A 26,177-nucleotide genomic window follows, 5' to 3' on the forward strand; every position below is an offset into this window, starting at 1 on the left:
CGACGCCCACCTGTGGGAGCGAGAAGCCGGACCCTGTGCTGCAGTCGTTGCCCAGCCAGCACCGTCAGTGACCGAAACAGATTGGTCTTCGACTGTGAGCGAGCCCGGAAAGTCTGCCGCCTGTATGCGCTCTACACCCGACGATAGACGCGAGTAAGACCGGCGACCAGCGCTAGCACGAGTGCGGCCAGCTGGACAGTGAATCCCGGGCCAGACGCTGCGGCCGTTTCCGCGGCTGGCTCTGCGCCACCACCGCTTTCACCAGTCTCGTCAGTCGCGGACCCGCCTGTGCTCTGGGCGGTATCCGAGCCAACACGCAGGTCACCGGCACTGACGCCGTTGACCGCGACTGCGCCGTCGACAGCCTCGAACTCTATTGTCACAGTCGTTTGTTCGCCGGCGTTAAGCCGGACGGTCCGGGAAGCAACCGGGTCGCCGTCAACAGTGACCGTCAGCGTCTGTTCGGCGGTTTCGTCGGTCGGGTTCTCGACTGTCGCTCGCGCCGACGTGTTGAAACCGGCCCGGACCCAGTCAGCCATCAGCGACGCATCAGCAACGGTGAGTTCTGCGGGCGTCGACGTCGACATATTTGTATCCGAAGAGTCGGCTGTCATCGGAGTGGACGCATTAGCGGCCGGGGAAACGACAGCGATGGTTGATAGATTGGACGCCGTCGCCCGAATGGACTTGTTCGTCGCGTTAACAGTACTGGGTAGCTGCCTCCAAGACCCGTTGTGGTACTGGAACACTCTGACGGCGTCCATCGACCCATTGGCCGGAAGCGCCGATTCGTTGAGCCGCAGGGTGTACGTCGCCCGGCTGATGGCAGACGCATTTGCGCCGGAAGTGACGGTCACGTATCCGCGCACACCGTCTTCCTGAACCGCGGCCATGTCGTTCGGCGTAGCGTGTGGGCCGAGCAGTGTCGCGTTGAACCCATCACTTTCGTTGGTTACGTTGAGCGAGAGTGCAGAGAGGGTAAAGGCCGGCGCGGTCTCGGACGGCCCGGAGCGGTTCAGCGACTGGGAGACCGTCGAGTTCGCAGCGTCGGCGGTCACCTGAACAGTGACGCCGTTATCGATTTGCGACAGCGAGATAGCAGGAGCCTCTGCACCGCCGCCGTTGTCGGTCTCGTCGGACTCGTCATTGAAATTGAATCCGCCGCCACCACCGCCTCCGCCGCCACCACCGCCTCCGCCGCCACCGCCGCCTCCACCACCGTCGTCACTATTGCTTTCAGCTTCCACAGCGAGCGTTTCGGTGGTGGCGCTACCAATAGCGAGCGACCGGTTGCTCTCATTGTCAAAGGAGATACTGAAAGAGACAGTTGCCGTCTCACCGCCGGCAATCGGACCGATGGTTTTGGACTTAAGCGTCTGGTTGTTCTCTGTGAGCGCCGCGGTGTAGTTTCCACTCTCTGTACCGACATTTGCGACAGTCGCTGTCACATCTACTGACTCGCCGGTTTCGACGGACTGATTGCTCAGTTTTACGTCGCGAACCTCGAACGTCGCGGGTTGGGTCACTGAAATGTTTCCGCCGGAGTCACTGTTGACCGCCACGTCGTACTCACCGCCACTCTCGAAGACGTAGACGAACGTGACGTTGGTCTGCTGACCGCCCGAAAGCGAGACGTTCGTCGTGTCCACGATGTCGTCGTTGGCCTGCAGTCGAACCGGGGAGGTTCCCGTCTCGTCACCGTTGTTAACGACCGTGGCAGTCACCTCGACGGGCTCGCCTGTTCGAGCGCCCGTCCGGTTCAGTTCGACAGCAGCCGTGTCAAACGCCGCCGGCTCCTTGACCGTGACCGTGCCAGCCCGCTCACCATTGATATCGACTACGTAGTTCCCACTGCTGTTGAAGACGTGTTCGTGCGTGATTTCTCTCGCCTCACCGCCATCCAAGGTCACTTCTCGGCTCTCCACAACGGAACTCGCCACTGAGAAGTTCCCCGTGGCGTTCCCCGCCTGTCCACCGGTGTTCGTTACGGTCGCGCTAAGTTCGACAGCGCCTCCCTGAGTCACAGACTCACTACTGACCGCCGCGTTGCTGATCTCGAACGTCGCCGGGTCAGTCACTGTCACACGGGCTCCGAACTGGTTGTCGACGGCGATAGCTCGCGTCCCCGCATCGCTGAACGACTGGACGAACGTGACGGTCGTTTCCTCGCCGCCGTCGAGTGTCACCGACTGCGTATCTATCGTGGTACCGTCCTCCTGTAACCGCACTTCGGCCGTTCCGGTCTGGTCACCCTCGTTCCGAACAGTCGCGGCGACTGCTATCGGCGCTCCGGTGACGACATCCGTTCGGTTCAGGTCGACAGTGGTGGTTTCGAACGTCGCCGACTCGGACACACGGACCGTCCCGACCCGCTCGCCGTCGAGGTCGATAGCGTACGTTCCCACGGCGGTGAACGGTTCGGTAAACGAGACAGTCGTCGATTCGCCGGGACCTAATCGCAGTTCCGTAGCGTCCGCACGCTCGTCAGCGACCGTAAGCGGGACCTCGTAGGTGCCTGCCTGGTCGCCGGTGTTCGTGACTGTTGCGGTCACCGCAACGCTCTTGACCTCGCTCGCACTCGTCATGTTCAGGGCCCTATCAGAGACCTCGAACGTCGCTGGCTGCTCGACTGTGACTGCCTGAGTCTCGCCGCGAATCTCAAAAGTAAACTCACCAGCCTCATTGAAAGTATGCACGTACGTCGCCGTGCCCCTCTCGTCTGGTTCAAGAGCGATCTCGACAGTGCTAACCCTGTCCTCACCAAGGAAAATACGGACAGGCTTGCTTCCCGAAACGACACCTGTATTCTCCGCAGTGATGTTGAGTGCAGCAGCTCCGCCCTCAGTTATCGTCGTTGTATTTACAGAGGTGTCTGTGACAGTAATATTTGAACGGCCGACGATTAGTGTGCCAGCAGGTTCCCCATTGACGGTGACTTCGTGTTCACCGTCATTGACATAGCCACCATCATTAGTCTCCAGTCTGTAGCTTGCGTTCACTCTTTTTTTATTGCCAGGCTTGACAGTCACCTCTGATGAGCTGATAATCCCCACTTTTTGCCCACCGACTTCGATATCTACTGGAACCGTGCCTGTTGATCCGCCCGTGTTTTCGAATACTATGGACAGCCTAGGCGTCGGCGTTATCATCTGTCCCGAGTCAATTCGTGTATCGATTAATTCAGCCTCCTGCAGTTCAATGACCGGTGGCGGGGCCACTTCGACTTCTCCTACTTGTTTGTCCGCGATACCGACAGTGTAAGTTCCGACGTTGTTGAATGAACGAATATATGACACTTGTGTTTTTTCACCGCCGGAGAGTGTCACATTTTCCCTCACCTCGGTCTTGCCGTCAATGACGAACGGAACCGCGTAGCTCCCTTGCCGGTCGCCTGTGTTTTCCACCGTCGCTGTAATATTGACACTGTCGCCCTCGTTAATAGCCGACTGGCTTAGTTCCCGATCGGAGACTTCCAAGTTGGCCGGATCGCCGACGGCAATAGTCCGGGTTTGGTTGCTGGTGCCGAAGCTGTACTCACCCGGATTATCAAACGTGTATGCGTATTTTTCCGTCCCTGATTCGCCCGGTTCGAGGTTGAAAGACACTGCGTCGACGGACTTCCCGTCTACGTAGGTGAAGATATCCCGCTGTCCGGAAACGGCTCCGGTATTCTCCGCGGTGACGGCCAGTTCGACGGCACCGCCCTCGCTGACTGTCGTCGTATTCCATGCGTGAGATGTGACGGTAATATTCGGTTCGTCGACGACCAGCGTACCAGCGGACTCACCGTTGACAGTCACCTCGTGTTCCCCGTTTTCGATATAGCCGCCGTCACTGGTCTCCAGCACGTACGTCGTGGTCACGTTTCTCGACTTATCCGGCGCAACCGTCGCTTCGTCGGGGCCGATGACCGTCACTTCCCGCCCGCCGATATCGACGGTAATCGTTTCTTTCCCTTCCATGTCGCCTGTGTTCTCGAACGTGACCCACAGGTCGAGTTCCGGCGTGTTCTTCTGGCCCGTATTAGCTTGTGTGTCTATCAGTCCGACATCCTGTATCTTGACGTCCGGTCCTTCAGATGTCCCTGTCTCGTGATTAGACGCAGCCGCAACGCCCGGCCCAAACATCGGGGCCGTCGACACCGCAACCACAGCCAGTAGCGTCATCGCTGATAGCCACAGGCCCGTAATCTTACCCATGGGTTGGCCGATGACAGTATGGTAATTAGTTAGCGGGAACGAATCGCCAAGTAAGGTCCTACGCTCTTGCGTAGGAGATTGTTGATACTGGAGAGCAGTAGCTGCGGAGTCGAAGAGGACAAGAGCACCGCGCCAGCGGTGCCCGACACGAATGATTCCGCTAGATGTGTTTGGGTCGGAATCGGTCGCAGCGGACCTGTTGGAGCAGGTTCGCTGGCGTGATGGTGTTACCTGTCCTCGCTGCCGTTCTGACCGGACGGTCAGAAACGGCAGCTACAGAGAGTTTCAACGGTATCTCTGTAAGAATTGCGACCGCACGTTCAACGATAAGACTGGCACAATCTTCGCTCATTCGAAGATTGCGCTCCGACGGTGGCTGTTTTCAATTTACGCGTTTCTCCGGTTTAATACGAGTCTCCGCCAACTACAGTGCGAAATCGAGGTGACACACAAAACGATGCACCGGCGCATCGAGCGCTTTGCCAGAGCGCTCGATGCGCCTTCCCTCAATCTCGTCGGCCCGGTCGAAATCGACGAAGTGTACGTCTCTGCCGGGAAGAAAGGCCGCGAGCGCGACCGGGAGTCGCGCTCGCGTGGCCTGTCTACGCGCGGGCGTGGTTCGTATAGCAGCGACAAGCCACCGATCTTCATCATCGCCGACCGTGGCACCGAACAGCGGTACGTGATTCCAGCGAAAGCCGCAGACGAATCGACGATTCGACTCCTGCTGGCCGACCGCCAGCAGGAGTCGCTCACTGTCTATACCGACGGCTTTCGAGCGTACGAACCGCTCGAAGATGACGACGCATTCGACCGCGAATACGTCGTCCATGGCGACGGTGAATACGCCGACGATGAGGTGCACGTCAACACCTGCGAGAGCCACGCGTCGCAGGTGCGACGGTGGCTCTCGCCCCACCGAGGTATCTCCAAAGACAAGCTGACACAGTATCTTAGAGCGTTTCAGCTACGCCGAGAGCTGTTTCGGAAACCCGGCCGAGATGCTCTCAAACACGCTGTTCAAGCAACGCTGTGAAATCAACAATGTGCTACGGATGAGCGAAGGTCCTATTATCGCGCCCGCCGTCCGCTACTGCCAGTTCTAGTCTAATAAGGGATGCAGCCAGACATTACAGGTAATGGGCTAGTCACACCACTCCGGCAATACGGCTGTCACGTCGGTATACATATAGTACCTCAAATGACGTCTGTCCTTTCAATCGTCGCCCAGCACCCGTGGCGCGGTGGCGGCACCGCACGCTGAGCGGACACACAACATCGCAGTTCTGTAGCTATGGGCCACTCACAAGCCGTACGGTTACACGGTAGCGATGGGAAAGTCAGGTCGGAACGCTATCAGAGACGCTTGCTCACGTACGGGCCGTCCTGCTTGTACCCCAGTTTCTCCCGGTAGTACTGCCGGACACCGATGCCGGAAATGACGGCCAGTTTCGGGAAGCCGGCGTCCCGGGCCAGTACCTCCGCTTTCTCCAGCAGTTTCTTTCCGTAGCCTTTGTGCTGGTGGTCCTCATCGTCACCTTCCTGCCCGACGCCGACGGCGTTGCCGTAGACGTGGAGTTCGCGGACGATTGCGGCGTCCTGTAGCTCCCGGCGCACCGGGTCGTTGGGGAACCGAAGCCGACAGAAGCCGACGAGGACATCGTTCTCGAAGTCCTCGAAGGAGATGAAGTGTTCCATGCCGCCACAGGCCTCGTAGGTCATCACGTCGAGTTCGATGTTCTCGGCGACGTCATCGCTGTGTCCGGCCTCCCGACAGCGGATACAGTCACACGTCCAGTCGTGTTCTTCCATCCGCTTCCAGGCGAGTTGCCGGAGGTTCGACTTCCAGACCCCGCCTTCGATGAAGTCAGCCGGGATGTCCCGCTGGACGCGCTGAAGTCGGGTGTAGCGGGGAATCATATCCTTGATTTCGGCGACTAACTCGGCGGCCTCGTCGTTGTCCAGCGGGTCGAACTCGTCTTTGCGCCACCAGTCATAGGTGACGGTTCCTTCGACGATCAGCGTCGGGTATATTTTGAGGTAGTCCGGCCGCCAGTCGGTCTGCTCGAAGATACGTCGGAAGTCCTCCAGACACATCTCCTTTGACATCCCGGGCTGGCCCGGCATCATGTGGAAGCCAACTTTGAACCCTGAGTCGCGCAGGCGGCGGTTGGCGTCGATGGAGGCCTGGACGCCGTGACCGCGGTGCATCTCGCGGTTGATGCGCTCGAAGGTGGTCTGGACGCCCACCTCAACTTTCGTGGCGCCAAGGTCGAGCATCCGGTCGATCTGCTCGGGGTCACACCAGTCGGGCTTCGTCTCGAACGTCGTGGCGACGTTGCGGACATCGGCGGTCTCGTTCTCAGCGATAACGTCCTCCAGATAGCGGAACTCGTAGTCGTCTTCGGCGAAGCTCACGTCCTCTGCGGGCGTCGGCTCTCCGTCCACATCGAAGTCATTCATCGCTTCGAGGGCTCGCTTGACGAACCACTCCTGATAGTCGTGGCTCCGGGCTGTCATCGTCCCGCCCATCACGATGAGTTCGGCCTTATCCACGGGATGGCCGATCTCCCGAAGTTGGTTGAGCCGGAGGGTGACCTGCCCGTACGGGTCGTAGTCGTTCTGTTCGCCGCGTGCGGCCGCGGGTTCGTGACCGGTGTAGGACTGGGCGGAGGAGAACTCCGAGTCGGGGCCGCCGGGACAGTACAGGCACTTCCCATGGGGGCACCGCTCTGGCGAGGTCATGATAGCGATGGGGGACACACCCGAGGCGGTCCGAACCGGCTTGCGCTGGAGAACCTCCTCCAGCACCTCGCGGTGCTCCTGTGGCGCGTAATCGAGCAGTTCGGAGTTTTTCGGCACTTTCGGCGCGGAGTACTCGCGGCAGACATCGATCTTGGCTGATTCGACGTCGTCGCGCTCGACCTCACCTGCGAGAATCCGGTCGACCAGCTCCGCACACACCTGCTGGAAGGTCTCTGTCTCGTCTGGGTCCGGCGTCTCCGTGCTCATCGGCGTTGTGCGAAATCGGCGTCTCGGCCGAATAAGCGTGTCGCTCGGGTATCGTCAGCGACGGGGATAGCCGTGGGGTTCATTATCTTGTCACCCCATATCGAAGTATGAGCGGTGAAACGGACGACACCAAGAGCCTCGACCGGCCGACCTTCCGCGGCTGCGTGTTCTGTTACAGCGCTGAGTGGGCATACTACGGCGCAAAGAAGGCGGCTAAGTCTGTTTCAGGGGCTAATAAGTAGCACGGCCGGAGTCGCGGTTGGTAGACAGTGCGCAACTGGAAACAGCACATAGACTGTCAGATCGTGACTGCAGGTACCTGGCCTCGGTATGTCAGTTGATACTGCCGGATGAGTATTCTGTGTTTGAACGCAGCGTGTGAGTGACGGGTAATACAGCAACGCTGGGCTCCAACCACTATTTCCAATCCACTGGTTGCGAGCAATCCATCATACTGCGTCCGCCTGCAAGCATAAACGGGAGCCAGTGTCGGTTACAGGAGCGGCGCAAAGTTCTTTCAGTGCATGGAGTCCATGGCAATACCGCAGTTCAGGAAATGATAATCTGCGCGAAAAGGTTAATTTGCGGTATCCATACCATGTGTGCATATGGCACAGCCAACGGGAGACATTGGGCAGCAAACAGATCGCAATCCAGGCCCAGTCGAGCGGCTAGAAAGCTTCGTATCCTATATCCCGGACGGGTCTACAATCCCTGATAAACAGTGGCGTAACCGACACCGGAGTGTGGTAGTTGTGACGTTGCTACATATCCCGTTTCTGTTCGGGCTTGGCATCTACACCGGGTCAACTCCGATAGCTGAAGCGCAAATCCCTGCTACCGCGCTGCCACGGGTACTGTTACTCTGTGGGGTTGTGTTCGCCCTGTCAGCTGGGAGCCTCATCGCTCGCTTCAGGCGGCGTGTCAGGACAATCCTCTCAGTCACGGCGGTGTTTGTGTCGTCACTGGCCCTCGTTCAATTATCCGGCGGCTATATCGAAGCTCATTTTCATTTCTTTGTCGGGATGGCAATGGTTGCTGTGTACGAAGACTGGGTCCCATTCTTGTGGGGATTGGCGTATGTGGTTCTCACCCACGGGTACTTTGGGACCATCGACCCGAGTCGCGTCTATAACCACGCGGCAGCAATTAATAACCCATGGGCGTGGGGGCTCATCCACGGTGGGTTCGTCCTGATGCTGTGTGTCGCCCTCGTGAACAACTGGGTGTCAACCGAGCGATCACGCGAGAAGTCACAGGAGCGTTTCGAACAAGCCGAACAACGCGCCTCGGAGATTGACGACCTTCAGGCCAAACAAGAGGAGATAGAGCGGAAACGCGCAGAGGCAAAGGAAGCCCGCGAGAAGGCGGAGGCAAAAATGCAGGCCGCCGAGCAGCAAAACACGGAACTCCAAGAGACAGCCAGCAGATTCAGCGAGGCGATGGCGGCTGCCGCTGACGGTGACCTGACGGTTCGCGTCGACCCCGATGTGGCCGACAACGAAGCGATGGCACAGATCGCAGAATCGTTCAACAAGATGATGACGGAGACGGAGTCGGCGATGGAGGAGATACAGACGTTTTCGGAAGAGGTTGCAACGACGAGCGACCAGGTCACGGCCGGTGCGAACGAGGCGACCGGAGCCAGCGAGGACATGAGCGAGTCGATTCAGGGCATCGCCAGCGGGGCGGACGAACAACGGGAGATGCTCGAAACCGTCTCCGACGAGATGACCGATCTGTCGGCGACCGTCGAAGAAGTCGCCGCGTCCGCCGAAACCGTCGCGGAGCGGTCCCGCGAGACGGCTGAGATTGCAGACGCGGGCCAGGAGACGGCACAGGAAGCGATAGCGGGCTCCCGTGAGGTCCAGACGGCGATCGACTCGACCGTTGAAAACGTGGAGCGATTGGACGAGAAGATGGCCGAGATCGGTGACATCGTCGAACTCATCGGCGACATCGCCGAACAGACGAACATGCTGGCCCTGAACGCCAACATCGAGGCAGCCCGGGCCGGGAACGGATCTGGCGGCGACGGGTTCGCCGTCGTTGCGGACGAGGTCAAACAGCTAGCTGAGGAGACGCAAACCTCGGCAAGCGAAATCGAACAGCTCATCGCGGAGACCCAGGCGCAGACCGAAACCACGGTCACGGAGGCACGGGGAGCCAAGGAGGACATGCAAGAGAGTACCGAAGCCGTGGAAGCTGTCGTCGACACGTTCACGCAAGTGGCTGAAAACGCCGAGGCGACCGACAACGGTATTCAGGAGATCAGCGACACGACCGATGACCAGGCCGCCACGACCGAGGAAACGGTGGCGATGGTCGAGGAAGCCGTGGACATCAGTGAGGCGACCGCTGCGGAAACCGAAACCGCGTCGGCGACGGCAGAGGAGCAGGCCGCGTCCATGTCACAAGTCAGTGCCAGCATCGAATCACTCGCCGACCAATCGGAGCGGCTCCAGACGATGCTGTCGGAGTTCGAGGTCGGTAGCCGCTAGCGACTCACTCCTCCCAGTACTCTTTTTCGGCGTTCCTGTCGAGATACGTCGACAGCGTCCGGTCTGCTTTCTCGCCGCCCGGAGGCGACCCGGCGTACAGTCCGACCATCTCCCGGTCGGGGTAGACAGTGATGTCCGGCTCCTCCATCGTCGAGACCATCAGCAGCCGGAGTTCAGACTCACCGGCTTCGATTTCATGCGCGCTCTCTTCGCCAGCCGGGAGCGCCACGTAATCGCCCGGTTCCAGCGCGTGTTCGTCGGCCTCGGGGCCGAGCCGGAGCGTTCCCGTTCCGCCACGGACGAATATTGCTTCCTCGTTGCCCTCGTGGTAGTGGCGCACCCAGAGCCGCTTGCCCGGCGGGACGGCGTAGAGGCTCGCACCGAGTTGCTCACCCCCGGCGGCGTCACCGATCTGCTTGCGCTTGAACGTCCGGTCGCCGTGTTCGTGGTCGGTCCAGTCGAGGTCGGCTTCGTTGACGGGGCCGTTGCTCATGCCCGGTCAGACTGCCGGCAGGGAGAAAAAGTCTGTTGCGTTACAGTTCGTCGGCCAGCACGTCGAGCGTGGCGTCGAGGACAGCCGGGCGCTCGCCAGCCAGATAGCGGATGGTCCCCTCGCGGACGCTCCGTGTCGCGACGCCGCCTTCGGGAACTCGCTCGCTGACCTCGTTGACTAGCTCGTGCAGGTCCAGATCACCGTTGGCACGGACGTACATCGTGTCCGTTGAGATGCCGAGCACGGCGTCACTCTCGTCGCGGACATCCCGGTGGAGTTCGTCGAGCAGGAGCGACTCCGGCGGGAACTCGTACTGGTGAGTGAACGCGTCCGTGTCGAGCACGGCGATGTCAACGCCGTCAACAGTCCGGTGGTCAAGGTTGGCTCGAGCGGTGGACACCTCTTCGTCAACCTTCTCGCGGAACTGCTCGGCGATGTGGCCGGCCAGGCCGCCCACGTCTTCCTCGTCGTCGCCGAACACGAGGTCGGTGATGAGTTCGCGCTTGTCCTCGTAGGACTGGTAGTGGGCTTCGAGGGCGACAGCTTCGCGGAGTTCCGACACCGCAGTCTCGTCGTAGCCGGCCCCGCTGGCGGCGTCGATGTACGGCTCGGGGATATCCTCCCAGAAGCTCACGGCCGGGAGGTGTTGCAGGTCGTCGCGAACGTCCTCGTTGACGTGTGCGGCGACGTTGGCCGCGAGCGCCGTCGAGGTGGTCTCGGAAACGGCGTCAGCCGAGGGCGAGACGACGGCGTCGACTGTGTCGACGACTGCGCCGTCAACGTCGATGTCGTCGATGACGACGCTCGGCGCGCCGTAGACGTTCAGCAGGTCGAAGCCGTCGAGGCTCTCGCGCGTGCCGCCGGCGGCGACGAAGACGAACAGCGGGAGCTTCTCCTCGTGGCGCTCTCGGTTGTCGAGCATCGTCGTCGTGTCCTTCGTTGCGTCGTCCATGTCGTAGACGCCGCCCTCGATAGGTCGCCGGTCGAAGTAGTGATACTTCGCGTCGGCGCGGCGGTGCTGCTCGGTGACGAGCGGGAGCGCCGCCCGTTCGAGCGCGCTGCCGGCGAGGTAGCCGTCGGCAGTGTTAGCGTGGCGGACGATGACCGGTCGGTCGGTCAGCACTGCTTTCCGGATCTGGGTCGCCGCCTCGACCAGTTCATCGGAGAGGGCCGCGACCGCCGTGTCTTCGGCGAGCGGGTCGGCCGTGTCGGGTCGGGCCTCATCATCGAGCGCGTCGGCGAGCCGCTGTTCGACTTCTTCGCGCTCTTCTGCTTCGAGCACGTCGAGGTCCTCGGTCTCGACCTGCAGTTCGCCACGTCGCTCACGGACGTCGCCCGACAGTCGAATGTAGTCGTCTTCTTCGACTTCGGGGTAAGCGCGGACACCCGCTTCGACGAAGGCCGCGCAATCGACAGTGCCGGTCTCGTCCTGCAGTTCGAACACTGTCGGCCCGGAGGTCTGTCGGATGCCGACGACTTCGCCTTCCAGCCGAACGTCCGCACCGACGTGGTCGTCAAGGTCGCCGATAGCCGCGGCGACCGGTTCATCGGTCGTCTCGTCTGACTGGCTTGCCTCGCTCTCTGCGTCGGCTTCCTCGTCAGACTCGGTCATGACGGCGGTGTTCGACCCACTGTCGTTGCCGCCAACGGACGCAGTGCCCTCGACGCGGTCGTCGTCGCTGGCTCGGCTGACAGCACCAGCGCTTGTGGAACTCTCGGAGTCAGGCTGGCTTGCGCCGGAGTCGTCGTCCGCACTCGACTCGTCGTCACTCTGGCTTGTTGACTCGTCGGCTGTCGATTCAGGCGCTGCTTCCTCGTCCACCTCGTCGTCTTCGTTCTCAAGCAGGACGGAATGGCCGATTTCCGGGTCGTCTACGAGGACGCCGCGGAACTCGCGTTCGGACTGGCGGATCGACCAGCCGAGGTCGACGTTGCCGTTGTCCCGTACGTTCTTGACCTGGACGTAGACGGTGTCGCCCGAGTCCCAGTCGAGGGAATCGAGCCGCTGGTCCAGTTCGCTCCGGTGGAGCAGCCCCGTTACGCTGTCGCCGATGTCGACGAACACGCCGAACTCGGCGAAGCCGTCAACACTGCCGCGGTAGTAGCGGTCGACCGATAGCTGGTCGGCACGCGAGCCACGGAACTCGAACAGGGCGTCCTCCTCGTGGAGGTCACAGATGCGTCCTTCGACAGATTTGCCGCAGATGATACACGAACCCATTACACGGTGCAAGCATGTCGGGCCTAAAACGGTTGTCGAATTCCGGACGAGCCAAACGGGATCTCTATTCGAACATCTCGCTTTCCTCTTCGAGTAGCTCTAGCCCTGAAGCGACGGCTTTCGCCTGTTCCGGGAACAGGGCGACCTCGATTTCGCTTCCCTGTTCGTCTTCGAAGGCAATTTTCACGCGCTTGTCGCCGTATTCGCGAACGTCGACGCCGTCCACGTCGTACATCTTGATCGTCGCTTCCTTGTTTGAGGGGCCGACGCTCTTGAACGCTCCATCCTTGAGTTCCAGCATGAACTGGTCGATATCAATACTGAGCATCGTGCGGAAACGCACGCCGCCGGACCCTAAAACCCGTAGTTAGCGGCCAGCACCGAGAGGGCCTGGAAGCCACGGAAGCCGTAGCCGAAAATAATCGCGGCGGGGATGGCCCCGACGATTGCAGCCACCGGGAGCCTGACGTTGTGGACGACAGCGGTCCCGATCAGGTACAGCCCTGCGCCCCAGGCGGTGACGAGCACCCGGACCTCTGCGCTCGGCAGACCCGCCAGCAGACAGGGGGCCATCGCGTAGCACATCACCTGCACAGTCTCACTGACGCCGCCGCGGTCCGACGCGACGGGGAGCAACAGCAGCGTCTGCAACGCCGCCGTCAGATGTACCGTTGCCGGCGTGACGAACACGAGGATAGCAAACAGCGCCAGTACCGCAACGCCGGGCGAGAACCCGCCGATAGCGGGGTAATCGAACGGCCCTGTCGAAAGTAGCCCCCGCTCGGCCAGATTGACGACGGCATAGCGGCTCACCTCCTCGAAGAGGACAACCGTCGCCGCAAACACCAGCCCCGGAGCCTGGTCGCCCGGCGCGACGCCGGTGCGGAAAAAGCGCCGCGGACGCCGTAGTATCTCGACCCACGCGCGAACCAGCGCGGTTGGCCCCCGGTCCCGGCCACCGGTCGGATTCTCGACCCACTGAGTCACGACCGTCAATAAGACGTGGGTCGGTTTGACCGTTTCCTTCTCTCGGTCAGCGGCCGCTCACGGCTCGGACACCCACGGCGGTCCTCGCGGCTAATCGTCCGCTCCTTCGAACCGGCCGCTCACAGTTCGGACACGCAGAGTGGTCCTCACGGCTAATCATCCGCTCCGACGTTCTCCGCACTCTCGAAACACGCCGGGTCCGGCTCGATGTTCGCGTACTGGACCGCTTCCTCGCCGAGGGTCACCACGCGTTCCTCGATGTCGGCGTCAACTATCTGGCCATCGGCGATATGGTTGCGCGCGTTCGGAACTGCAGCCTGATGTGGGATGACCCAGCAGTTCAGCGCCCGACAGACCGAGCGCAGGTGTTCGAGTGCGGTGATGGGAAAGCCCCCGCCAGCGACCGCCAGTAACCCCACGGTCTTGTGTTCGAACTCGTCGAACCCGCAGTAGTCGAGTGCGTTCTTCAACACGCCGGAATAGGACCCGTGATACACCGGCGTCCCCAGCAAAACTGAATCAGCCGCGTGGATGCTGTCAGCGAACGCGACGGCGTCACCGGCCTCGCGGTGGTCGGCGTCGAACACCGGCAGATCGAACTCCTGGAGGTCGAGCAGTTCCGTCGTCGCTCCCGTCTCTTCGGCGGCAGCGAGTGCGCGCTCGATGCCGACTCTGGTGTAACTCTGCTCCCTGAGACTGCCGACGACGCCGACGACGCGTGGTTCGGACATGGCAGACCTATGCAGTGGGGCCGATATATTGGTGGGGGACTAGGTGCGTCGCTAGTCTCGGTTCTGCTGCCGGATTACCATGATTACGAAGGTCGCTCTGGCCGACGTTCAGTTGTCGTGGTACACGTAGAGGAGGTTCGGATACGGGATGTACGCGACCCGTTCGAGCCCGCCACCGCCGACCTCCTTCTTCAGGTGGACACCGTTCGACCCTTCGACCACGTCGTGAATATTCTTGATTTCGGTACCGTCACTCAGCTCAGCAGTCATATGCGACATTGTATACCATACTCACTCTGGTCGTAAAGCATCCCGGGCTGTGCGCGATCGACCGGCAGCAGTAGCTGAGAGTGTTCCGGATTACGTATGGTTTGCTGGCGTGAGCGGCTAAAAAAGGCGTCCGTGGTTCAGGAGCCGAGCTGGACCTTCTCGGACGAGGCCTCCTCACGGGAGCGGTGGCCGAGGTCGGCTTTCAGTGCCTCGATGGCTTCCTCCGGGTCGGTCTCCGAATTGAAGACCCGGTCGAAGCCGAGCGCTTTGAACGTCTCCCGCGTCTCCTCGAAGGAGTCCTGCCCGACGGCGAGGTTGCCGCCGATGTACGTCGTCACGTCGAGTCCTGCCTCGTTAATTTGTTGCTGGAATCCCTGGCAGTCCTGCTCGGCGTGGCCGTACAGCGACGAAACGAGTATCGCTTCGGCGTCGTGTTCATCCGCGGCGTCGATGAACTCCGACTGGGACGACTGGACACCGAGGTTGACTACGTTGAACCCTGCCGCTTCGAACGCTCGTTCCAGAATGGTAATCCCAACGACGTGCGCGTCGGAGCCGATGACACCGAGGATGACTGTCCTCATACAAGAGCATCAATGGGTGTCACCTACATAAACCTAATGATAAACCATTATAGATAGTGAGAGCGGTTCACACACCAAGGAGAGGATATTAGCCATGATAGCCCAAACGAACCGATAGACACAGCATCTATGGTACGCGACACGATTCAGCATCCGGCCGAGCCGCCGGGACTGCGCCGTCTATCGCGTCAGTCTACCCGGTGTAAAGCCGGCTCGGAACAATCACTCTGTCCGGCGTCGAGGCACAGATGACGGCTATCCGCCGAGCCTTCGACGCCGACGCCGACGGCATCCGCCGGGTCGCACGGGCAGCGTGGCACGACGCCTACGACTCGCTGGACTCCGAGGTCATCGACGAGACGATATCCGACTGGTACGCCGACCCACTGGGTAGCGCGCTCCACGGCTGGGCCGGCGGCGTCCCCGCCAACGACCTCGACGATATCGAGGCGACACTGCTGGTCGCCGAACAAGACGGCGAAATTATCGGCTTCACTCAGGGTATCACTATGCATACGATGGGAACGATGCTGCGGCTGTACGTCCATCCGGAGCACCACGGTGAGGGTGTCGGGACGGCACTGTACGACCGGCTCGAAGACATCTTTCTGGAGCACGGCGTCGAGCAGTTCCGGGCGCTCGACCTGGCCTCGAACGACCGGAGCCGGGAGTTCTTCGAGAATCTCGGCTTCGAGCGGACTAATGTTCGCACACTGACTATCGGTGGCGATCCCTACGACGAGGCTGTGTATTCCCGCGAACTATCGCCCGGAGAAGGCGATGAGTAAGCCCAACAGGGCAGTTTCCCGAGGGCATCGAGGGCGGATGCTGGCTCACCAGTGACGGCACTGTGGACCCGCCTCAAATACCGCTGACCGTCTCAATAAGCCCGACCGATTCGAGGGCCATCCAGCAGACGAACACCACGTACAGCCCAAGCAGGGTGTACGCTTCGCGGTCGGTGAGTTCGAGATCGGTCCGGATAAACACGATGAACACCAGCGTTGCAGCCCCGAGAAAGCCCATCGTCGGGATCGCCACGAGGAAATCGATGGTCGCCCGGCCCGCGAGAAGAACACCGACTGGAATCGCCACTAGCAGATTGAACGTATTGCTTCCCAGGACGTTCGTCAGGCTCGTGACGCTGTCGTCGTCTTTCGCCGCGCGAACGCTGACGAAGGCATCGGGAAGGCTCGTGCCGGCGGCGATAACTGTCAGCCCCCAGAGAAACGTCGGCGTATCGAAGATGACACCGAGAGAGAGCGCACCCTGAACCATCCCCTCGACGCCGACCGTGATGATGACGAGTCCGACCCCCAGCATTCCCCACTCCCGTCCCGGACGGACGCTGTGGGTTTCGTCTGCGACGTGCTCACTGGCGTCCTGCTGGTGCAAGAAGACGTAGATACCGTAGGCCATGAGCGGAACGGCGACGAGCGTCGGGGTCAGGATAGCCGCCCGGTTGGTGCCGCCCGGGACGTACGTCGCCCCGAGCGCGAACACGATAAAGAGGATGAGGACGCTGATGATGTAGAACTGGGCGTCTTTGTGGACGATGTCACGCGTGGACCGAAGCTCCTCGCTCGAAAGCGCTGCGAGGGCCGGAATCACGAGCAGATTGAATATCGCGCTCCCGACGATAGCACCGACGCCTAGCGAGAATTCATCGTGGATGACGGTGCTGATAACGACTGAACTAATCTCAGGAAAGCTTGACCCGACGGCGACGACGATTGCGCCGTGGACCGCCACTGGTAATCCGTAGTACTTGCTCAGCCGTTCCGCGGCCCGCTCGAAGTAGGCACTCCCCTTCCAGATGACAGCGGTTGCGACGATGATAAGAGCGACCGAACCCGGCAAGCCAGCCATTGTGGACGTATTGACCGCATGGGTTCAAGTGTGTATGCCACTCGCGGTCAGCGCTGGAGACGCGCGACCGTCTCGCCATCGCCGACCTCGACATCGACCAAGCCGTCGTCCGCAAGGTCGTCCAGCAGGCCGCGGAGCCACTCCCGGCCGTACTCCCCCTCAGGTGCGTAGTCGACGCGCACACGCGGACCGAGTTTGTCCAGTCGCAGGTCGTCATACTCCTTGAGCGCCGAGATGACGCGGCCACGCATCTGTCGACGGCTCCCCTCGAACTCGGGTTGGGTCGGGACATCCGGTGCGGTGAAATCGCCCGTCTCGTATGCCGAACACCACTCGCGCCAGGGGCACTGTGCGCCGTCACAATCCGGCGTTTTCTCGCAGGCGACACCACCCAATTCCATGATAGCGTTGTTCCAGACCCGCGACTGCCCTGCTGGCATGAGCGTGCCCGCAGCCGTTTCAAACGCCGAATCGTCGTCAGGCACGTCGAAGGCACGGTACAGGACGCGCTTGACGTTCGTGTCGACGACGGCGTTCCCGTTGTTGAACGCGAAGGAGGCGACAGCGTTGGCGGTGTAGGGACCGACCCCCATCAGGTCGCTGAGGCCGTCCGGGTCGCGGGGCCACTCGCCGTCGTAGTCATCGACCACTTGACCGGCTGCTTCGTGGAGATACTTCGCCCGGTTGTTGTATCCCAGCGAGTGACTGGTCCAGAAGCCCACCACGTCCGACCGGTCGGCCTCGGCCAGTGCCGCTGCGGTCGGCCAGCGGTCCAGAAAATCCTCCCAGGCGTCGACGACCCTGTCCAGTTGGGTCTGTTGGCTCATCACCTCGGAAACGAGAATCTCGTACGGGTCTGTCGTCTCTCGCCACGGGTACGAGCGGTGGTCCGCCTCGTACCACTCCACGAGCGCGTTCTGGACAGCCGACGGGTCCGCGGGCACGCCTTCCGGGCGGTCCGTCGCTGTCGACTGGTCGGTCATACCCTCGCTTAGCCCTGTCCTGATTTGTGCGTGGCGGTCGTTGTCGCGCGTCCCATCGGCTGTCCGTCTGGAAAAATGCCGCCCCAGAATCGAAAGCAGCGTGCAATAGCGACAGCCGATAGTCTCAGTCGCTGGCTTCGGATCGTCCCCACTCGAACTCGGTTCCGTACCAGTCCGGTTCGTCCTCGCTGAACACGTCCGCGAACACGAACATCGCGCCGTCGGGGTAGGTCGTATCGACGTACAGCCGCCAACCGTGGGCTTCCGCGATGGTCTTGACGATAGAGAGGCCGAGCCCAGTTCCGTCCTCGCTCGTCGTGTGGCCGTACTCGAAGATGTTGTCGACCGCGTCGGTCGGAATCCCCGGCCCATCATCGGCAACGTAGAACCCGTGGTCCGTCAGCCCGACCGTGACGGTCACTTCCGGGCCGACGTGGTCGATGGCGTTGCGAAACAGGTTTTCGAGGGCTCGCAAGAGTCGCGTCCGGTCGGCGTCGATGGTTCGACTGCCCGCGACTTCGATGCTGGCGCTTTTGTTGTCGATGTTGTCCCACGCATCGGTGATGACGGCCTCCAGCGGCACCGGGGCCGTCTCCTCGACGCTTGCGCCCTTTCTCGTCAGCGTCAACACGTCGTCGATTATCGACTCGATACGGTCGTGTGCGGCCTCGAGTTTCTCGATGTGGGACTGGAGATCAGCCGAATCCGTCCCCGGGTCCGACAGCCGCGTCGCAAGCAGTTCGACGTGCCCCCGGGCGACCGTGAGCGGGTTTCGGAGGTCGTGACTCAGCGTCGATGCGAATTCGTCCAGCCGCTCGTTCTGGCGCTCGAGTTCGTGGCTCGAACGCTCAGCTTCCTTCCGGGCTGCCTGCGCCTGCTGTATCTGTCTCCGGAGCGTGTCCCGCATATTTCCGAAGGCGTCGTACAGCCGCCCGACCTCGTCCTGCCGGGCTGTCGAGATGTCAACACCGAGGTCACCCTGTTCCATCGCCTGCGTCCGGTGACGGAGCTGTCTCAGAGGCCGAACCGTGTGCTGTCCGAAGAGGTACCCTGCGACGCCCAGCGAGATGGCTGCCGTCCCGATGACAGCGAGGAATCCCCAGCGGACGAGCCGGCTTGTTCCGTACAGCGACTCGCGCTCAGCGCTCGTCACAACCACCCACGACGTGCCGTTGACGGGTGTGTACGTTGCGACGCGGTCCCCAGTTTCGATGGTCGTCGTTTGGCCCGCTGTCGCGGCTCGGCGGCCGTCCTGACTGATGGGCGTGGAATCGCCCTGACCGCCGATAAGCGGGCCCCCGTCCCCGGTGAGCAGTTGCGTTTTGAACCCGTTGCGCCCATCGTGAAACTGTGCGGCTGGGACCCGGGCAACCAGAACTAGTGCCCCATCGCTATCGGGGACGGGAGTCACGAACGCTATCGAATAGCCGTCACCGTCCGCGTATGTTGTCGATCGCACGACTGTCTCAGTACCAGTGGTGTCGTTCATCGCCGCCAGTACAGGGGACTCCCAGACGGGTTCGACCGCCCACGGTGACCGGCCTTCTGTGCTCGTCTCAGTGCTGGCGACAACCATCTGGGAGCCGTTGACGGTGGAGACGTAGTGGAGCGAACGAACCTGTGACGACTCTGCCGTGGTGAGGTACTGTCTGATGTCTGTGGACGTCCCAGTGTCGTACACGCCTGCAGCTGCGATAGCAATCGTCTCCGTCTCGGTGGTCGTCCGCCACTGCTCGATACTGTCGGCGTGATGCGTGGCCGACGTTTCGAGGTCCGTCGCCGCGTCGCTGACGATCCGTTCCTGTATCTGCAGATAGCTGCCGAAACCGACGGCTGCGAGTACGATGACGATTACTGCCAGGGCGACAGCGAACTTCGCCGTGTAGCTCCTGTTCAGGACGACTGCGTGAAGCCGCTCTAGCAGCCCATCGGGTTGACTGGACGCTGCTGTCTCGTCCCCACCACCTGTCATTATCTGATCTGAATCCTTCGGTAGTTGACCGCTACCCGTCGTTATGTTTAGTCCATGATATAATTTATCATATGTTATAATCGTCGACACCTGCGTTTCGGGGTACGGTCCCAGACGAGTCGTAAGTGGTTTCCTCGCGCTCATCGTCCTCTTTCGTATGAGCCTTGAGGATCTACAGGAGGATATCGAAGCGGCGTACGGCGACTTCGACGACGAGTTCGCACTCTCGATCGACCGCGAGACGCGCAACGAACTCGCGATGCTGTCAGTCGCACTCGACCCGGACGACCCGGACGAACTCGTCAGGCGCGCGGTCCACATGCTGTTTCAGTCGACCGTCGACCGCGGGACGCTGGATTTCCACCTCCGGTCGAGCTACGACTGCACGTACGACGAGTACCTCTCGGGGATGACCTTCGACCAGATGACCGGGAACGACTTCCCCCAGCAACAGGACAAGGACGACCGGCGCTACCAGTTTTAAATCAAGAGCCCCAGCGCCAGTACCGTGGCGACGCCAAGGACCACTGAACTCCAGAACGCGACACGCGTGGCGAAGGCGCGGTTCGGCCCCGAGGCAGTCAACGCTGCTTTGACCATGATGCTGGCGGCAGTTGCGGTCAGAATGGCGACCATCGCCGTCGGCCCGTCGATAGCGCCGCCGCGGTACAGCAACACAGCGGAAGTCGTCGCCCCGGCACTGGAAACGAGGCCACTGAGCGCCGACGTGATGTAGAGGCCCGCCGTCCCGAACTGCGTCTCCGCGAACCCGCCAGCGACCACGACCAGCAGGAATACCCCGCCAAAGGCAAGTGCATTCCGAAGCGAAAACGGACTTTCAAGCCCCATATCGACCGTCTCAGACCAATCAGCGGTGTATGCGGCAACAACGACACTGCCGACAATGACGGCCCCCAGCGGAATGATCGCTTCGACCAGAACGCCCCGCTGGATAGTGAAAAACACGGTAATGAGGAGGTTCCGGAGCGCCATCGCTGCGTCGGCCAGTAGAATCGCAGCCACGGCGTACGAGGTGGCGTCCGGCCGCTGTCGAACGTGGTCGAGCATCGTCCCGACTACCGCCGTCGACGACGCAAGGCCGCCGAAAAAGCCGGTGACGGCGATACCACGGCCGCCGTACGTCTGGACGATGCCGTAGTTGACGATGCCGATGCCGGCGACGAACACTACCATCAGCCAGATGACGCGCAGTTCCACGGCCACGTCAACCAGTCCGCCGGGTATCTCGACCGGTTCTGACGGGAGCAAGGGGTAGATCACAAAGGCGATGATGGCGAACTCCGTCGCCGACCGCAGTTCCTCGCGGGAGAGCCCCCACGCCAAGGAATGGAGTTCCCGCTTGAGCACCAGCAGGAGCGACGAGAAAACCGCGACTGAAACGCCTTCGAGGATGAACCCCTGTGCGACCAGCGCCCCGATGCCGTATGCAACGAGCATCGATACAGAGGTAGTGAGTGAGAGCCCCTCTTCTTCCCCATCGTCAAGGAGTCCCTGCACTGCGAGCAAGATCCCTTGCACGATGACCAGCACGCCGCCGACGACGAGCAGCGCCTGGTTCTCGACCAGCGTGAACACCGCAGCGAGCAGGCTAATCAGTGCAAACGTCCGCACACCGGCTGACTTCTGTGACCACTCCCGCTCGAGGCCCAGAAACATCCCGAGCGCCCCCGCAAGCAGGATTCGAAACACGGTCGCCTGAATCGGCTCCGGGGATAGTTGCAGGAGGGTCGACATAGCGCCCATACGTGAGTTGTGAGTTAACAGTTGGTGATGTCATACATTCGTTCCGCACCCGTTTACCTGATGTCTAGTCTGAAATGTCCGAGATGCGGCGACTGATTCACTCCTCTCTCCGCTATGACAGCCTATTACATCTCTCGGAAGTTGTCTCTGGCTTGAGAGCTACATACTGGCATGAAACAGACAGTGTATTCTGCCGATAATCGAGGCTGTATGCGTGAAATATTACATCATCGCTCTTAGCACAGACACACCTCCGCCCTCAGTTTCCGGTATTTGTATTCCCACGAGTATCACTCAATCAAACATCGACTACCTGATTGCTGTCTACTGTCTTCCGTTATCCATGGATAAGACGGTATATTCAGGCATAATGTATGTACTCACAGACATACTTATTCAACATTGATAATAGAAGGAAGTTATAAACAAGCCCTAAATCAACTCCTTTGTGTGGGATTAGCGCCAGGCATACCGACGTGGATTCTCCTCATCGCTTTCGGTATAAATCTGGGAATTGCTGGCATTGCGATCCGCCGGAGGGGAGTCCGCGGAGCGGTCCCGCTCGCCGCGATAATGGTCTGCGTAGCGGTTTATTCGCTCGGTAACGGCATACTGGCAGCAAGCACGTCTATGTCGACGTACCGGGCCGGTCTCCTTGTCAAATACCTCGGGTTGCTCGGACTCGGGCCAACGCAGTTCTGGTTCGGGCTGACATACAGCGGCCGGGAATCGGTTCTCACTCGCCGACGCTGGGCGCTACTGCTCGCTCCGCCGGTCGTCATTTTGGGGTTTGTCGTGACCGCACAGTCACACGACCTGATGTGGACCCTCGACGGGTTCGTGCAGGGACCGCCGCTCGCGAATCCAGAGCGCGAGAACGGCCCCATCTTCTGGCTCAATCTCCTGTACCAGTATAGTCTGATAGGGACGACGTACGTCATCGTCGCGCTCTTCGGACTCAGGCGGAGCGGTCGGTACCGAACACAGGCGACGTTGATGTTGCTTGGCGGCATTATTCCGCTGATTGCGAGCGTGGTGTTCGTCTTCGGCAGCGGTCCGATGGGATCCGCAGACCAGACGGCGTTCGCATTCACTTTTACCGGGATTGTCTTCGCGATCGCGCTCTTTCGCTTTGACCTCCTTGACCTGATGCCCGTCGCGAGGCACACGCTCGTCGAAGAAATGGCCGACCCCGTCTTCGTCGTCGATAAAGACGAGCGGCTTGTCGACGTAAACGAGACTGGCGCAGCCCTCCTCGACAATGAAGGGACGGCGCTGGGCCGGTCTGCGACGGAGGTCATGCCGTCCTACGACTCGCTACCAGACGGCGACGACAGTGCCGACGCCGATGTTGTCATCGAGTCCAACAGCGGGCCCCGGTACTTCGATATCAACTGTTCGACGCTCACCGACCAAACTGGCTCAGTGATCGGAGAACTGCTCATTTACCGTGACGTGACTGAGCGTCGTATCGCGGAAGAGCGGTTTCAGCGACTCATCGAGCGGTCTTCGGACATGGTAACTATACTGGACGAGGTCGGGGAGTTCACGTACGTCAGCCAGCCAGTCGAGAAGATACTCGGATACGAGCCGACCGAGCTGGTCGGCGAGAACGTCATTGAATACATCCATCCCGATGATAGACGGGATGTTGCTGAGGATTTGGCCAAGTACGTCGACGATTACGGCTACTCTGGCACGTACGTCGTGCGGTTCCGCGACGCAGCGGGTGGCTGGCGTTTCATCGAAGCGCGCGCGACAAATCTGCTTGCCGACCCGTTCGTCGAGGGCATCGTCCTCAACTCCCGGGACGTGACCGAGCAACTACAGCGAAAGCGGAAACTGGAACGGCAGAACGAACGGCTCGACCAGTTTGCGAGCATCGTTGCGCACGACCTCCGGAACCCGCTGAACGTCGCAAGCGGACGTCTCAGTCTGCTTGAGCGCGATGTCGATGCTAGCCACGACGCGTCGATCAACGCGATTCAAGAGCAACTCGAGCGTATGGAATCGATTATCGACGACTCGCCCACGCTGGCTCGCTCAGGTGAAACGGTCACTGAAACAGACGAGGTTGATCTCGAGATGATTGCCTACGATGCCTGGCAGAGCGTCGAGACTGGCGGGGCGACCCTCGTCGTCAAAACGACGCTCCAACTCGACGGTGACCGTAATCGGCTCCGGAATCTGTTCGAGAACCTGTTCCGGAACAGCGTCGAACATAACGAGTCGACCGACCTGACTGTCGAAGTCGGGTCCTTACCCGACGGCGTCGGCTTCTATGTTGAAGACACCGGCACGGGCATCCCCAACCAGGAGCGCGACGCCGTGTTCGAACAGGGATATACGACGAACACGGAGGGGACAGGGTTCGGCCTCGCTATCGTTAAAGACATCGTGCAGGCCCATGGCTGGGAAATCTCGGTCACTGAGGCCGAGAGCGGCGGAGCCAGGTTCGTGGTCGAGTGCCACGAGTCACCGATGGTGAACCAACCTGGCACCACATGACGCTGAACGACTCCGTCGACTGGGCTACAGGCGTACAAGGTGTTGTATGTCTCCAGCGACGAATGTCGTCATCGTAGCGTTATCCGCTCCCGTCACCGAAGACGGACTTATCACTGCCGACGATACGACGGCCTCAGCACAAGCCGCGGTGCAACATCCTCAGAGGTCGACGTACTGGTCTTCCCACTCGCGGCGGGCGTCTATCTCACGACGCCCGCGACGCGTGAGCGTATAGAAGTTAGTCCGGCGGTCGCGCTGGCCCTTTTCGACCAGCCCCTTGTCGACAAGCGTGTCGAGGTTCGGATACAGGCGACCGTGATGGATCTCCTTCTCGTAGTACGCTTCGAGTTCCTCCTTGATAGCTAAGCCGTGGGGTTCCTCCCTGCCAGCGATCACGTAGAGAAGGTCACGCTGGAATCCTGTCAAATCGTGCATCGATTCTCCTATGTAATGATTTAGTATCTATACTGTTAAATATATCGGCCCAGAGAACTTGAGGTGGTTTCAGTAGTTTCGGGTATCGAATTTTCTGTATTTAGGCCCTCAGTCATCGTTTTGTCCATACGGTAAATACAGTCAGTATATCATCATTCTCCGGAAACTGATGGCAACAGTATTATTTGTCAGCCCAGGAGAGAGATGATAGAACGGTCCTGTGTGAAAGCAAGGCTGTAGTTGGCCCCACCGTCATCGCGGCAGAACGCAGAGCGATAGCTGACTCTCTGGAAGACCGGGTTGCGACCACGCTCAACGTGGAGGGGAGAAGGCCACGTTCACGCCGACAGTACAGGTCGCGTCTGAATTGAAAGTAGAGCGCGGTGGTCCAAGGGCGGCAATGGGAAACTCACTAATGAGGTCAAACTGGAATGGCTTGGGAGCGCGACAGAGGCAGACCTGTTCAGCAAGTCCATCACATCGTCCAGTAGTCACTTTCTGGACGTACAGAAATCACTCGTGTCAGGTTGTTTGCAGCGAAGTAAGTGGAAAGCGGTCGCGAAAAACGCGACCGCTTGCCGCCCTGAATTGGTCCCCGCTGACGCTTCGGCCCTCCAAGCGAAGCGTCACTTGGTCGAATGGGGCAGAATAACTTAAAAGTACCGGCCCCGTCCAGCAGATGTTAGTTATCGAATTAGAATCGAATGTAAGCTGTAACTAACCTAGATGTGTTCTTCCTCAAGTACCCATCCAAGTGCCCGCTTGTAGTGGGTAAACATCATTCGGACCCGCTCGTGGTCCATCTCCTCGTCGTCTAACTGTTCAGCAAGGAACTCGTACTGCTCACGGATCTCGTCTTCCGAGCGCATACGTTGGTGTAGACAGCCCTCACGGAACAATCTTGAGGGCTGCCCTCTCAGCATCAGGTATGAAAGTCCGCGGGGAGCGCGAGTGTCAGGACTGTGGCACGCGGTGGCGGTACTACGAGACGGGAAGCATTGCCTGTCCGGACTGTGGCAGCATCCACAGTGTCGGCATCGACGAGCACACCGAACACACCGACGCACCGGCCACGCTCGACCTGACGCCGGTGCGGAGCCGAATCGATGCGGATACGACCCGAGAAGTCGCCGACGCGGCAGCGGAGCGCTGCCGGGAGTACACGCGCAAGCGAGGGTTCATCGACGCGGGCGAGCTCCGCCCGCTCGACCCGACGTTCGTCGCCGCGGTCGAACTCCAGCACGTCGGCGCACACCTCGCCCGGGAGTTACGCAGCGGCGACCCGGCAGAGCGGTACTTTTATGAACTGCTCGGCGGGGCTGATGACGGCGACCGTCCGGCCGTCGACGAGGTCCCGTCGGCCCTTCGCGTGCCGTACGGGCTGGCGATGTCGGCCGCTGTCGACAGCTATCAGCGCGACGTGCGGACGTATCTGGACGCCAATTCGGAACCGACCGCACGACAGCTCTCCGGTCGGATTCGCGACCATCGAAAGCGGGTCGAGGCGCTGGACGGCGATGTCGACCCCGCGGACGCGAACCGCCTCGTCCATGCAGCGCGGGACCTGGGGTCGTACATCACCGGCGACGAGAGCGCCTTCGTCAGAGCTGAAAACTGGCTCACCGGAATCGAGGACGACACGGTGTAA

Annotated in this window: 22 protein-coding genes; 7 read left to right on the forward strand and 15 right to left on the reverse strand. The window is 60.7% G+C overall.

The window, feature by feature from the left end:
• Positions 1–131: 131 nt before the first annotated feature.
• A complete protein-coding gene (locus RR_RS08325; protein WP_011223350.1) occupies positions 132–4,199 on the reverse strand; it encodes a CARDB domain-containing protein in 4,068 nt (1,355 codons plus the stop codon).
• A gap of 151 nt (positions 4,200–4,350) precedes the next feature.
• On the opposite strand from RR_RS08325, the gene RR_RS08330 reads away from it, so the two are divergent.
• The gene (locus RR_RS08330; protein WP_011222227.1) at positions 4,351–5,235 is read left to right on the forward strand and encodes an IS1595-like element ISHma4 family transposase; all 885 of its coding nucleotides are present in this window, start codon (positions 4,351–4,353) and stop codon (positions 5,233–5,235) included.
• A 320-nt stretch (positions 5,236–5,555) separates the two neighbouring features.
• On the opposite strand, the gene RR_RS08335 is transcribed toward RR_RS08330, so the two are convergent.
• Entirely contained in the window at positions 5,556–7,211 is a 1,656-nt protein-coding gene (locus RR_RS08335) for a tRNA uridine(34) 5-carboxymethylaminomethyl modification radical SAM/GNAT enzyme Elp3 (protein WP_011223351.1), read from the reverse strand.
• 107 nt (positions 7,212–7,318) lie between these two features.
• Here RR_RS08335 and RR_RS22955 point away from each other — a divergent pair, with 107 nt between their 5' ends.
• On the forward strand, positions 7,319–7,453 hold the full coding sequence (locus RR_RS22955) for a hypothetical protein (protein ID WP_011223352.1): 135 nt from the start codon (positions 7,319–7,321) through the stop codon (positions 7,451–7,453).
• 366 nt (positions 7,454–7,819) lie between these two features.
• Positions 7,820–9,712 carry a methyl-accepting chemotaxis protein gene (locus RR_RS08340; protein ID WP_011223353.1) on the forward strand — a complete coding sequence of 631 codons (1,893 nt, stop codon included), beginning with the start codon at positions 7,820–7,822 and terminating at the stop codon, positions 9,710–9,712.
• Positions 9,713–9,716: 4 nt separating this feature from the next.
• Here the strand turns inward: RR_RS08340 and RR_RS08345 are convergent, their stop codons facing one another.
• From RR_RS08345 to glmS, 7 genes are all read right to left on the reverse strand, one after another.
• Positions 9,717–10,205 carry a cupin domain-containing protein gene (locus RR_RS08345; RefSeq protein WP_011223354.1) on the reverse strand — a complete coding sequence of 163 codons (489 nt, stop codon included), beginning with the start codon at positions 10,203–10,205 and terminating at the stop codon, positions 9,717–9,719.
• A gap of 40 nt (positions 10,206–10,245) precedes the next feature.
• Positions 10,246–12,426, reverse strand: a complete 2,181-nt coding sequence (locus tag RR_RS08350) for a DHH family phosphoesterase (RefSeq protein ID WP_011223355.1) — start codon at positions 12,424–12,426, stop codon at positions 10,246–10,248.
• A 64-nt stretch (positions 12,427–12,490) separates the two neighbouring features.
• Entirely contained in the window at positions 12,491–12,754 is a 264-nt protein-coding gene (locus RR_RS08355) for a hypothetical protein (RefSeq protein WP_004961193.1), read from the reverse strand.
• A gap of 26 nt (positions 12,755–12,780) precedes the next feature.
• A complete protein-coding gene (locus tag RR_RS08360; RefSeq protein WP_007190316.1) occupies positions 12,781–13,413 on the reverse strand; it encodes a YIP1 family protein in 633 nt (210 codons plus the stop codon).
• Between the two features lie 152 nt (positions 13,414–13,565).
• On the reverse strand, positions 13,566–14,144 hold the full coding sequence (locus RR_RS08365) for an NADPH-dependent FMN reductase (protein WP_004961190.1): 579 nt from the start codon (positions 14,142–14,144) through the stop codon (positions 13,566–13,568).
• A gap of 108 nt (positions 14,145–14,252) precedes the next feature.
• Positions 14,253–14,414, reverse strand: coding sequence for a hypothetical protein (locus tag RR_RS22355; RefSeq protein ID WP_004961188.1), 162 nt, complete (start codon positions 14,412–14,414; stop codon positions 14,253–14,255).
• A gap of 137 nt (positions 14,415–14,551) precedes the next feature.
• Positions 14,552–14,998, reverse strand: a complete 447-nt coding sequence (gene glmS / locus RR_RS08370; protein ID WP_004961186.1) for a methylaspartate mutase subunit S — start codon at positions 14,996–14,998, stop codon at positions 14,552–14,554.
• 248 nt (positions 14,999–15,246) lie between these two features.
• Between glmS and RR_RS08375 the strand changes: the two genes are divergently transcribed.
• Complete coding sequence (locus tag RR_RS08375) at positions 15,247–15,786, forward strand: GNAT family N-acetyltransferase (RefSeq protein WP_004961183.1); 540 nt, start codon at positions 15,247–15,249, stop codon at positions 15,784–15,786.
• A gap of 73 nt (positions 15,787–15,859) precedes the next feature.
• On the opposite strand, the gene RR_RS08380 is transcribed toward RR_RS08375, so the two are convergent.
• The 3 genes from RR_RS08380 to RR_RS08390 all read right to left on the reverse strand — a co-directional run bounded on the left by RR_RS08380 (position 15,860) and on the right by RR_RS08390 (position 19,822).
• On the reverse strand, positions 15,860–16,867 hold the full coding sequence (locus RR_RS08380) for a sodium:calcium antiporter (RefSeq protein WP_011223358.1): 1,008 nt from the start codon (positions 16,865–16,867) through the stop codon (positions 15,860–15,862).
• A gap of 47 nt (positions 16,868–16,914) precedes the next feature.
• Positions 16,915–17,850, reverse strand: coding sequence for an A/G-specific adenine glycosylase (locus tag RR_RS08385; protein WP_011223359.1), 936 nt, complete (start codon positions 17,848–17,850; stop codon positions 16,915–16,917).
• Between the two features lie 124 nt (positions 17,851–17,974).
• Positions 17,975–19,822, reverse strand: a complete 1,848-nt coding sequence (locus RR_RS08390) for a sensor histidine kinase (RefSeq protein WP_049938843.1) — start codon at positions 19,820–19,822, stop codon at positions 17,975–17,977.
• Between the two features lie 157 nt (positions 19,823–19,979).
• Here RR_RS08390 and RR_RS08395 point away from each other — a divergent pair, with 157 nt between their 5' ends.
• Positions 19,980–20,306, forward strand: a complete 327-nt coding sequence (locus RR_RS08395) for a hypothetical protein (protein ID WP_004961175.1) — start codon at positions 19,980–19,982, stop codon at positions 20,304–20,306.
• Here the strand turns inward: RR_RS08395 and RR_RS08400 are convergent.
• A complete protein-coding gene (locus RR_RS08400) occupies positions 20,303–21,586 on the reverse strand; it encodes an MgtC/SapB family protein (RefSeq protein ID WP_011223361.1) in 1,284 nt (427 codons plus the stop codon). The genes RR_RS08395 and RR_RS08400 overlap by 4 nt on opposite strands.
• A gap of 450 nt (positions 21,587–22,036) precedes the next feature.
• Here RR_RS08400 and RR_RS08405 point away from each other — a divergent pair, with 450 nt between their 5' ends.
• Positions 22,037–24,094, forward strand: coding sequence for a histidine kinase N-terminal 7TM domain-containing protein (locus RR_RS08405; RefSeq protein ID WP_079890977.1), 2,058 nt, complete (start codon positions 22,037–22,039; stop codon positions 24,092–24,094).
• 159 nt (positions 24,095–24,253) lie between these two features.
• Here the strand turns inward: RR_RS08405 and RR_RS08410 are convergent, their stop codons facing one another.
• Together RR_RS08410 and RR_RS22360 are read right to left on the reverse strand one after the other, a co-directional pair.
• The gene (locus tag RR_RS08410) at positions 24,254–24,529 is read right to left on the reverse strand and encodes a PadR family transcriptional regulator (protein ID WP_004518082.1); all 276 of its coding nucleotides are present in this window, start codon (positions 24,527–24,529) and stop codon (positions 24,254–24,256) included.
• Positions 24,530–25,251: 722 nt separating this feature from the next.
• Positions 25,252–25,398, reverse strand: coding sequence for a hypothetical protein (locus tag RR_RS22360; protein ID WP_004961170.1), 147 nt, complete (start codon positions 25,396–25,398; stop codon positions 25,252–25,254).
• A gap of 59 nt (positions 25,399–25,457) precedes the next feature.
• On the opposite strand from RR_RS22360, the gene RR_RS08415 reads away from it, so the two are divergent.
• Positions 25,458–26,177 carry a DUF7117 family protein gene (locus RR_RS08415; RefSeq protein WP_011223363.1) on the forward strand — a complete coding sequence of 240 codons (720 nt, stop codon included), beginning with the start codon at positions 25,458–25,460 and terminating at the stop codon, positions 26,175–26,177.

This window comes from Haloarcula marismortui ATCC 43049 (assembly GCF_000011085.1).
In the GTDB taxonomy this organism is placed as follows: Archaea; Halobacteriota; Halobacteria; order Halobacteriales; family Haloarculaceae; genus Haloarcula; species Haloarcula marismortui.

Coding starts and splice junctions, on each gene's coding strand:
- RR_RS08410 (WP_004518082.1), bottom strand. CDS start 24,529: ATGCACGATTTGACAGGATTCCAGCGTGACCTTCTCTACGTGATCGCT.
- RR_RS08325 (WP_011223350.1), bottom strand. CDS start 4,199: ATGGGTAAGATTACGGGCCTGTGGCTATCAGCGATGACGCTACTGGCT.
- glmS (WP_004961186.1), bottom strand. CDS start 14,998: ATGAGGACAGTCATCCTCGGTGTCATCGGCTCCGACGCGCACGTCGTT.
- RR_RS08345 (WP_011223354.1), bottom strand. CDS start 10,205: ATGAGCAACGGCCCCGTCAACGAAGCCGACCTCGACTGGACCGACCAC.
- RR_RS08350 (WP_011223355.1), bottom strand. CDS start 12,426: ATGGGTTCGTGTATCATCTGCGGCAAATCTGTCGAAGGACGCATCTGT.
- RR_RS08390 (WP_049938843.1), bottom strand. CDS start 19,822: ATGACAGGTGGTGGGGACGAGACAGCAGCGTCCAGTCAACCCGATGGG.
- RR_RS22955 (WP_011223352.1), top strand. CDS start 7,319: ATGAGCGGTGAAACGGACGACACCAAGAGCCTCGACCGGCCGACCTTC.
- RR_RS08380 (WP_011223358.1), bottom strand. CDS start 16,867: ATGGCTGGCTTGCCGGGTTCGGTCGCTCTTATCATCGTCGCAACCGCT.
- RR_RS08330 (WP_011222227.1), top strand. CDS start 4,351: ATGATTCCGCTAGATGTGTTTGGGTCGGAATCGGTCGCAGCGGACCTG.
- RR_RS08395 (WP_004961175.1), top strand. CDS start 19,980: ATGAGCCTTGAGGATCTACAGGAGGATATCGAAGCGGCGTACGGCGAC.
- RR_RS08415 (WP_011223363.1), top strand. CDS start 25,458: ATGAAAGTCCGCGGGGAGCGCGAGTGTCAGGACTGTGGCACGCGGTGG.
- RR_RS08335 (WP_011223351.1), bottom strand. CDS start 7,211: ATGAGCACGGAGACGCCGGACCCAGACGAGACAGAGACCTTCCAGCAG.
- RR_RS22360 (WP_004961170.1), bottom strand. CDS start 25,398: ATGCGCTCGGAAGACGAGATCCGTGAGCAGTACGAGTTCCTTGCTGAA.
- RR_RS08400 (WP_011223361.1), bottom strand. CDS start 21,586: ATGGGCGCTATGTCGACCCTCCTGCAACTATCCCCGGAGCCGATTCAG.
- RR_RS08355 (WP_004961193.1), bottom strand. CDS start 12,754: ATGCTCAGTATTGATATCGACCAGTTCATGCTGGAACTCAAGGATGGA.
- RR_RS22355 (WP_004961188.1), bottom strand. CDS start 14,414: ATGACTGCTGAGCTGAGTGACGGTACCGAAATCAAGAATATTCACGAC.
- RR_RS08385 (WP_011223359.1), bottom strand. CDS start 17,850: ATGACCGACCAGTCGACAGCGACGGACCGCCCGGAAGGCGTGCCCGCG.
- RR_RS08375 (WP_004961183.1), top strand. CDS start 15,247: ATGACGGCTATCCGCCGAGCCTTCGACGCCGACGCCGACGGCATCCGC.
- RR_RS08340 (WP_011223353.1), top strand. CDS start 7,820: ATGGCACAGCCAACGGGAGACATTGGGCAGCAAACAGATCGCAATCCA.
- RR_RS08365 (WP_004961190.1), bottom strand. CDS start 14,144: ATGTCCGAACCACGCGTCGTCGGCGTCGTCGGCAGTCTCAGGGAGCAG.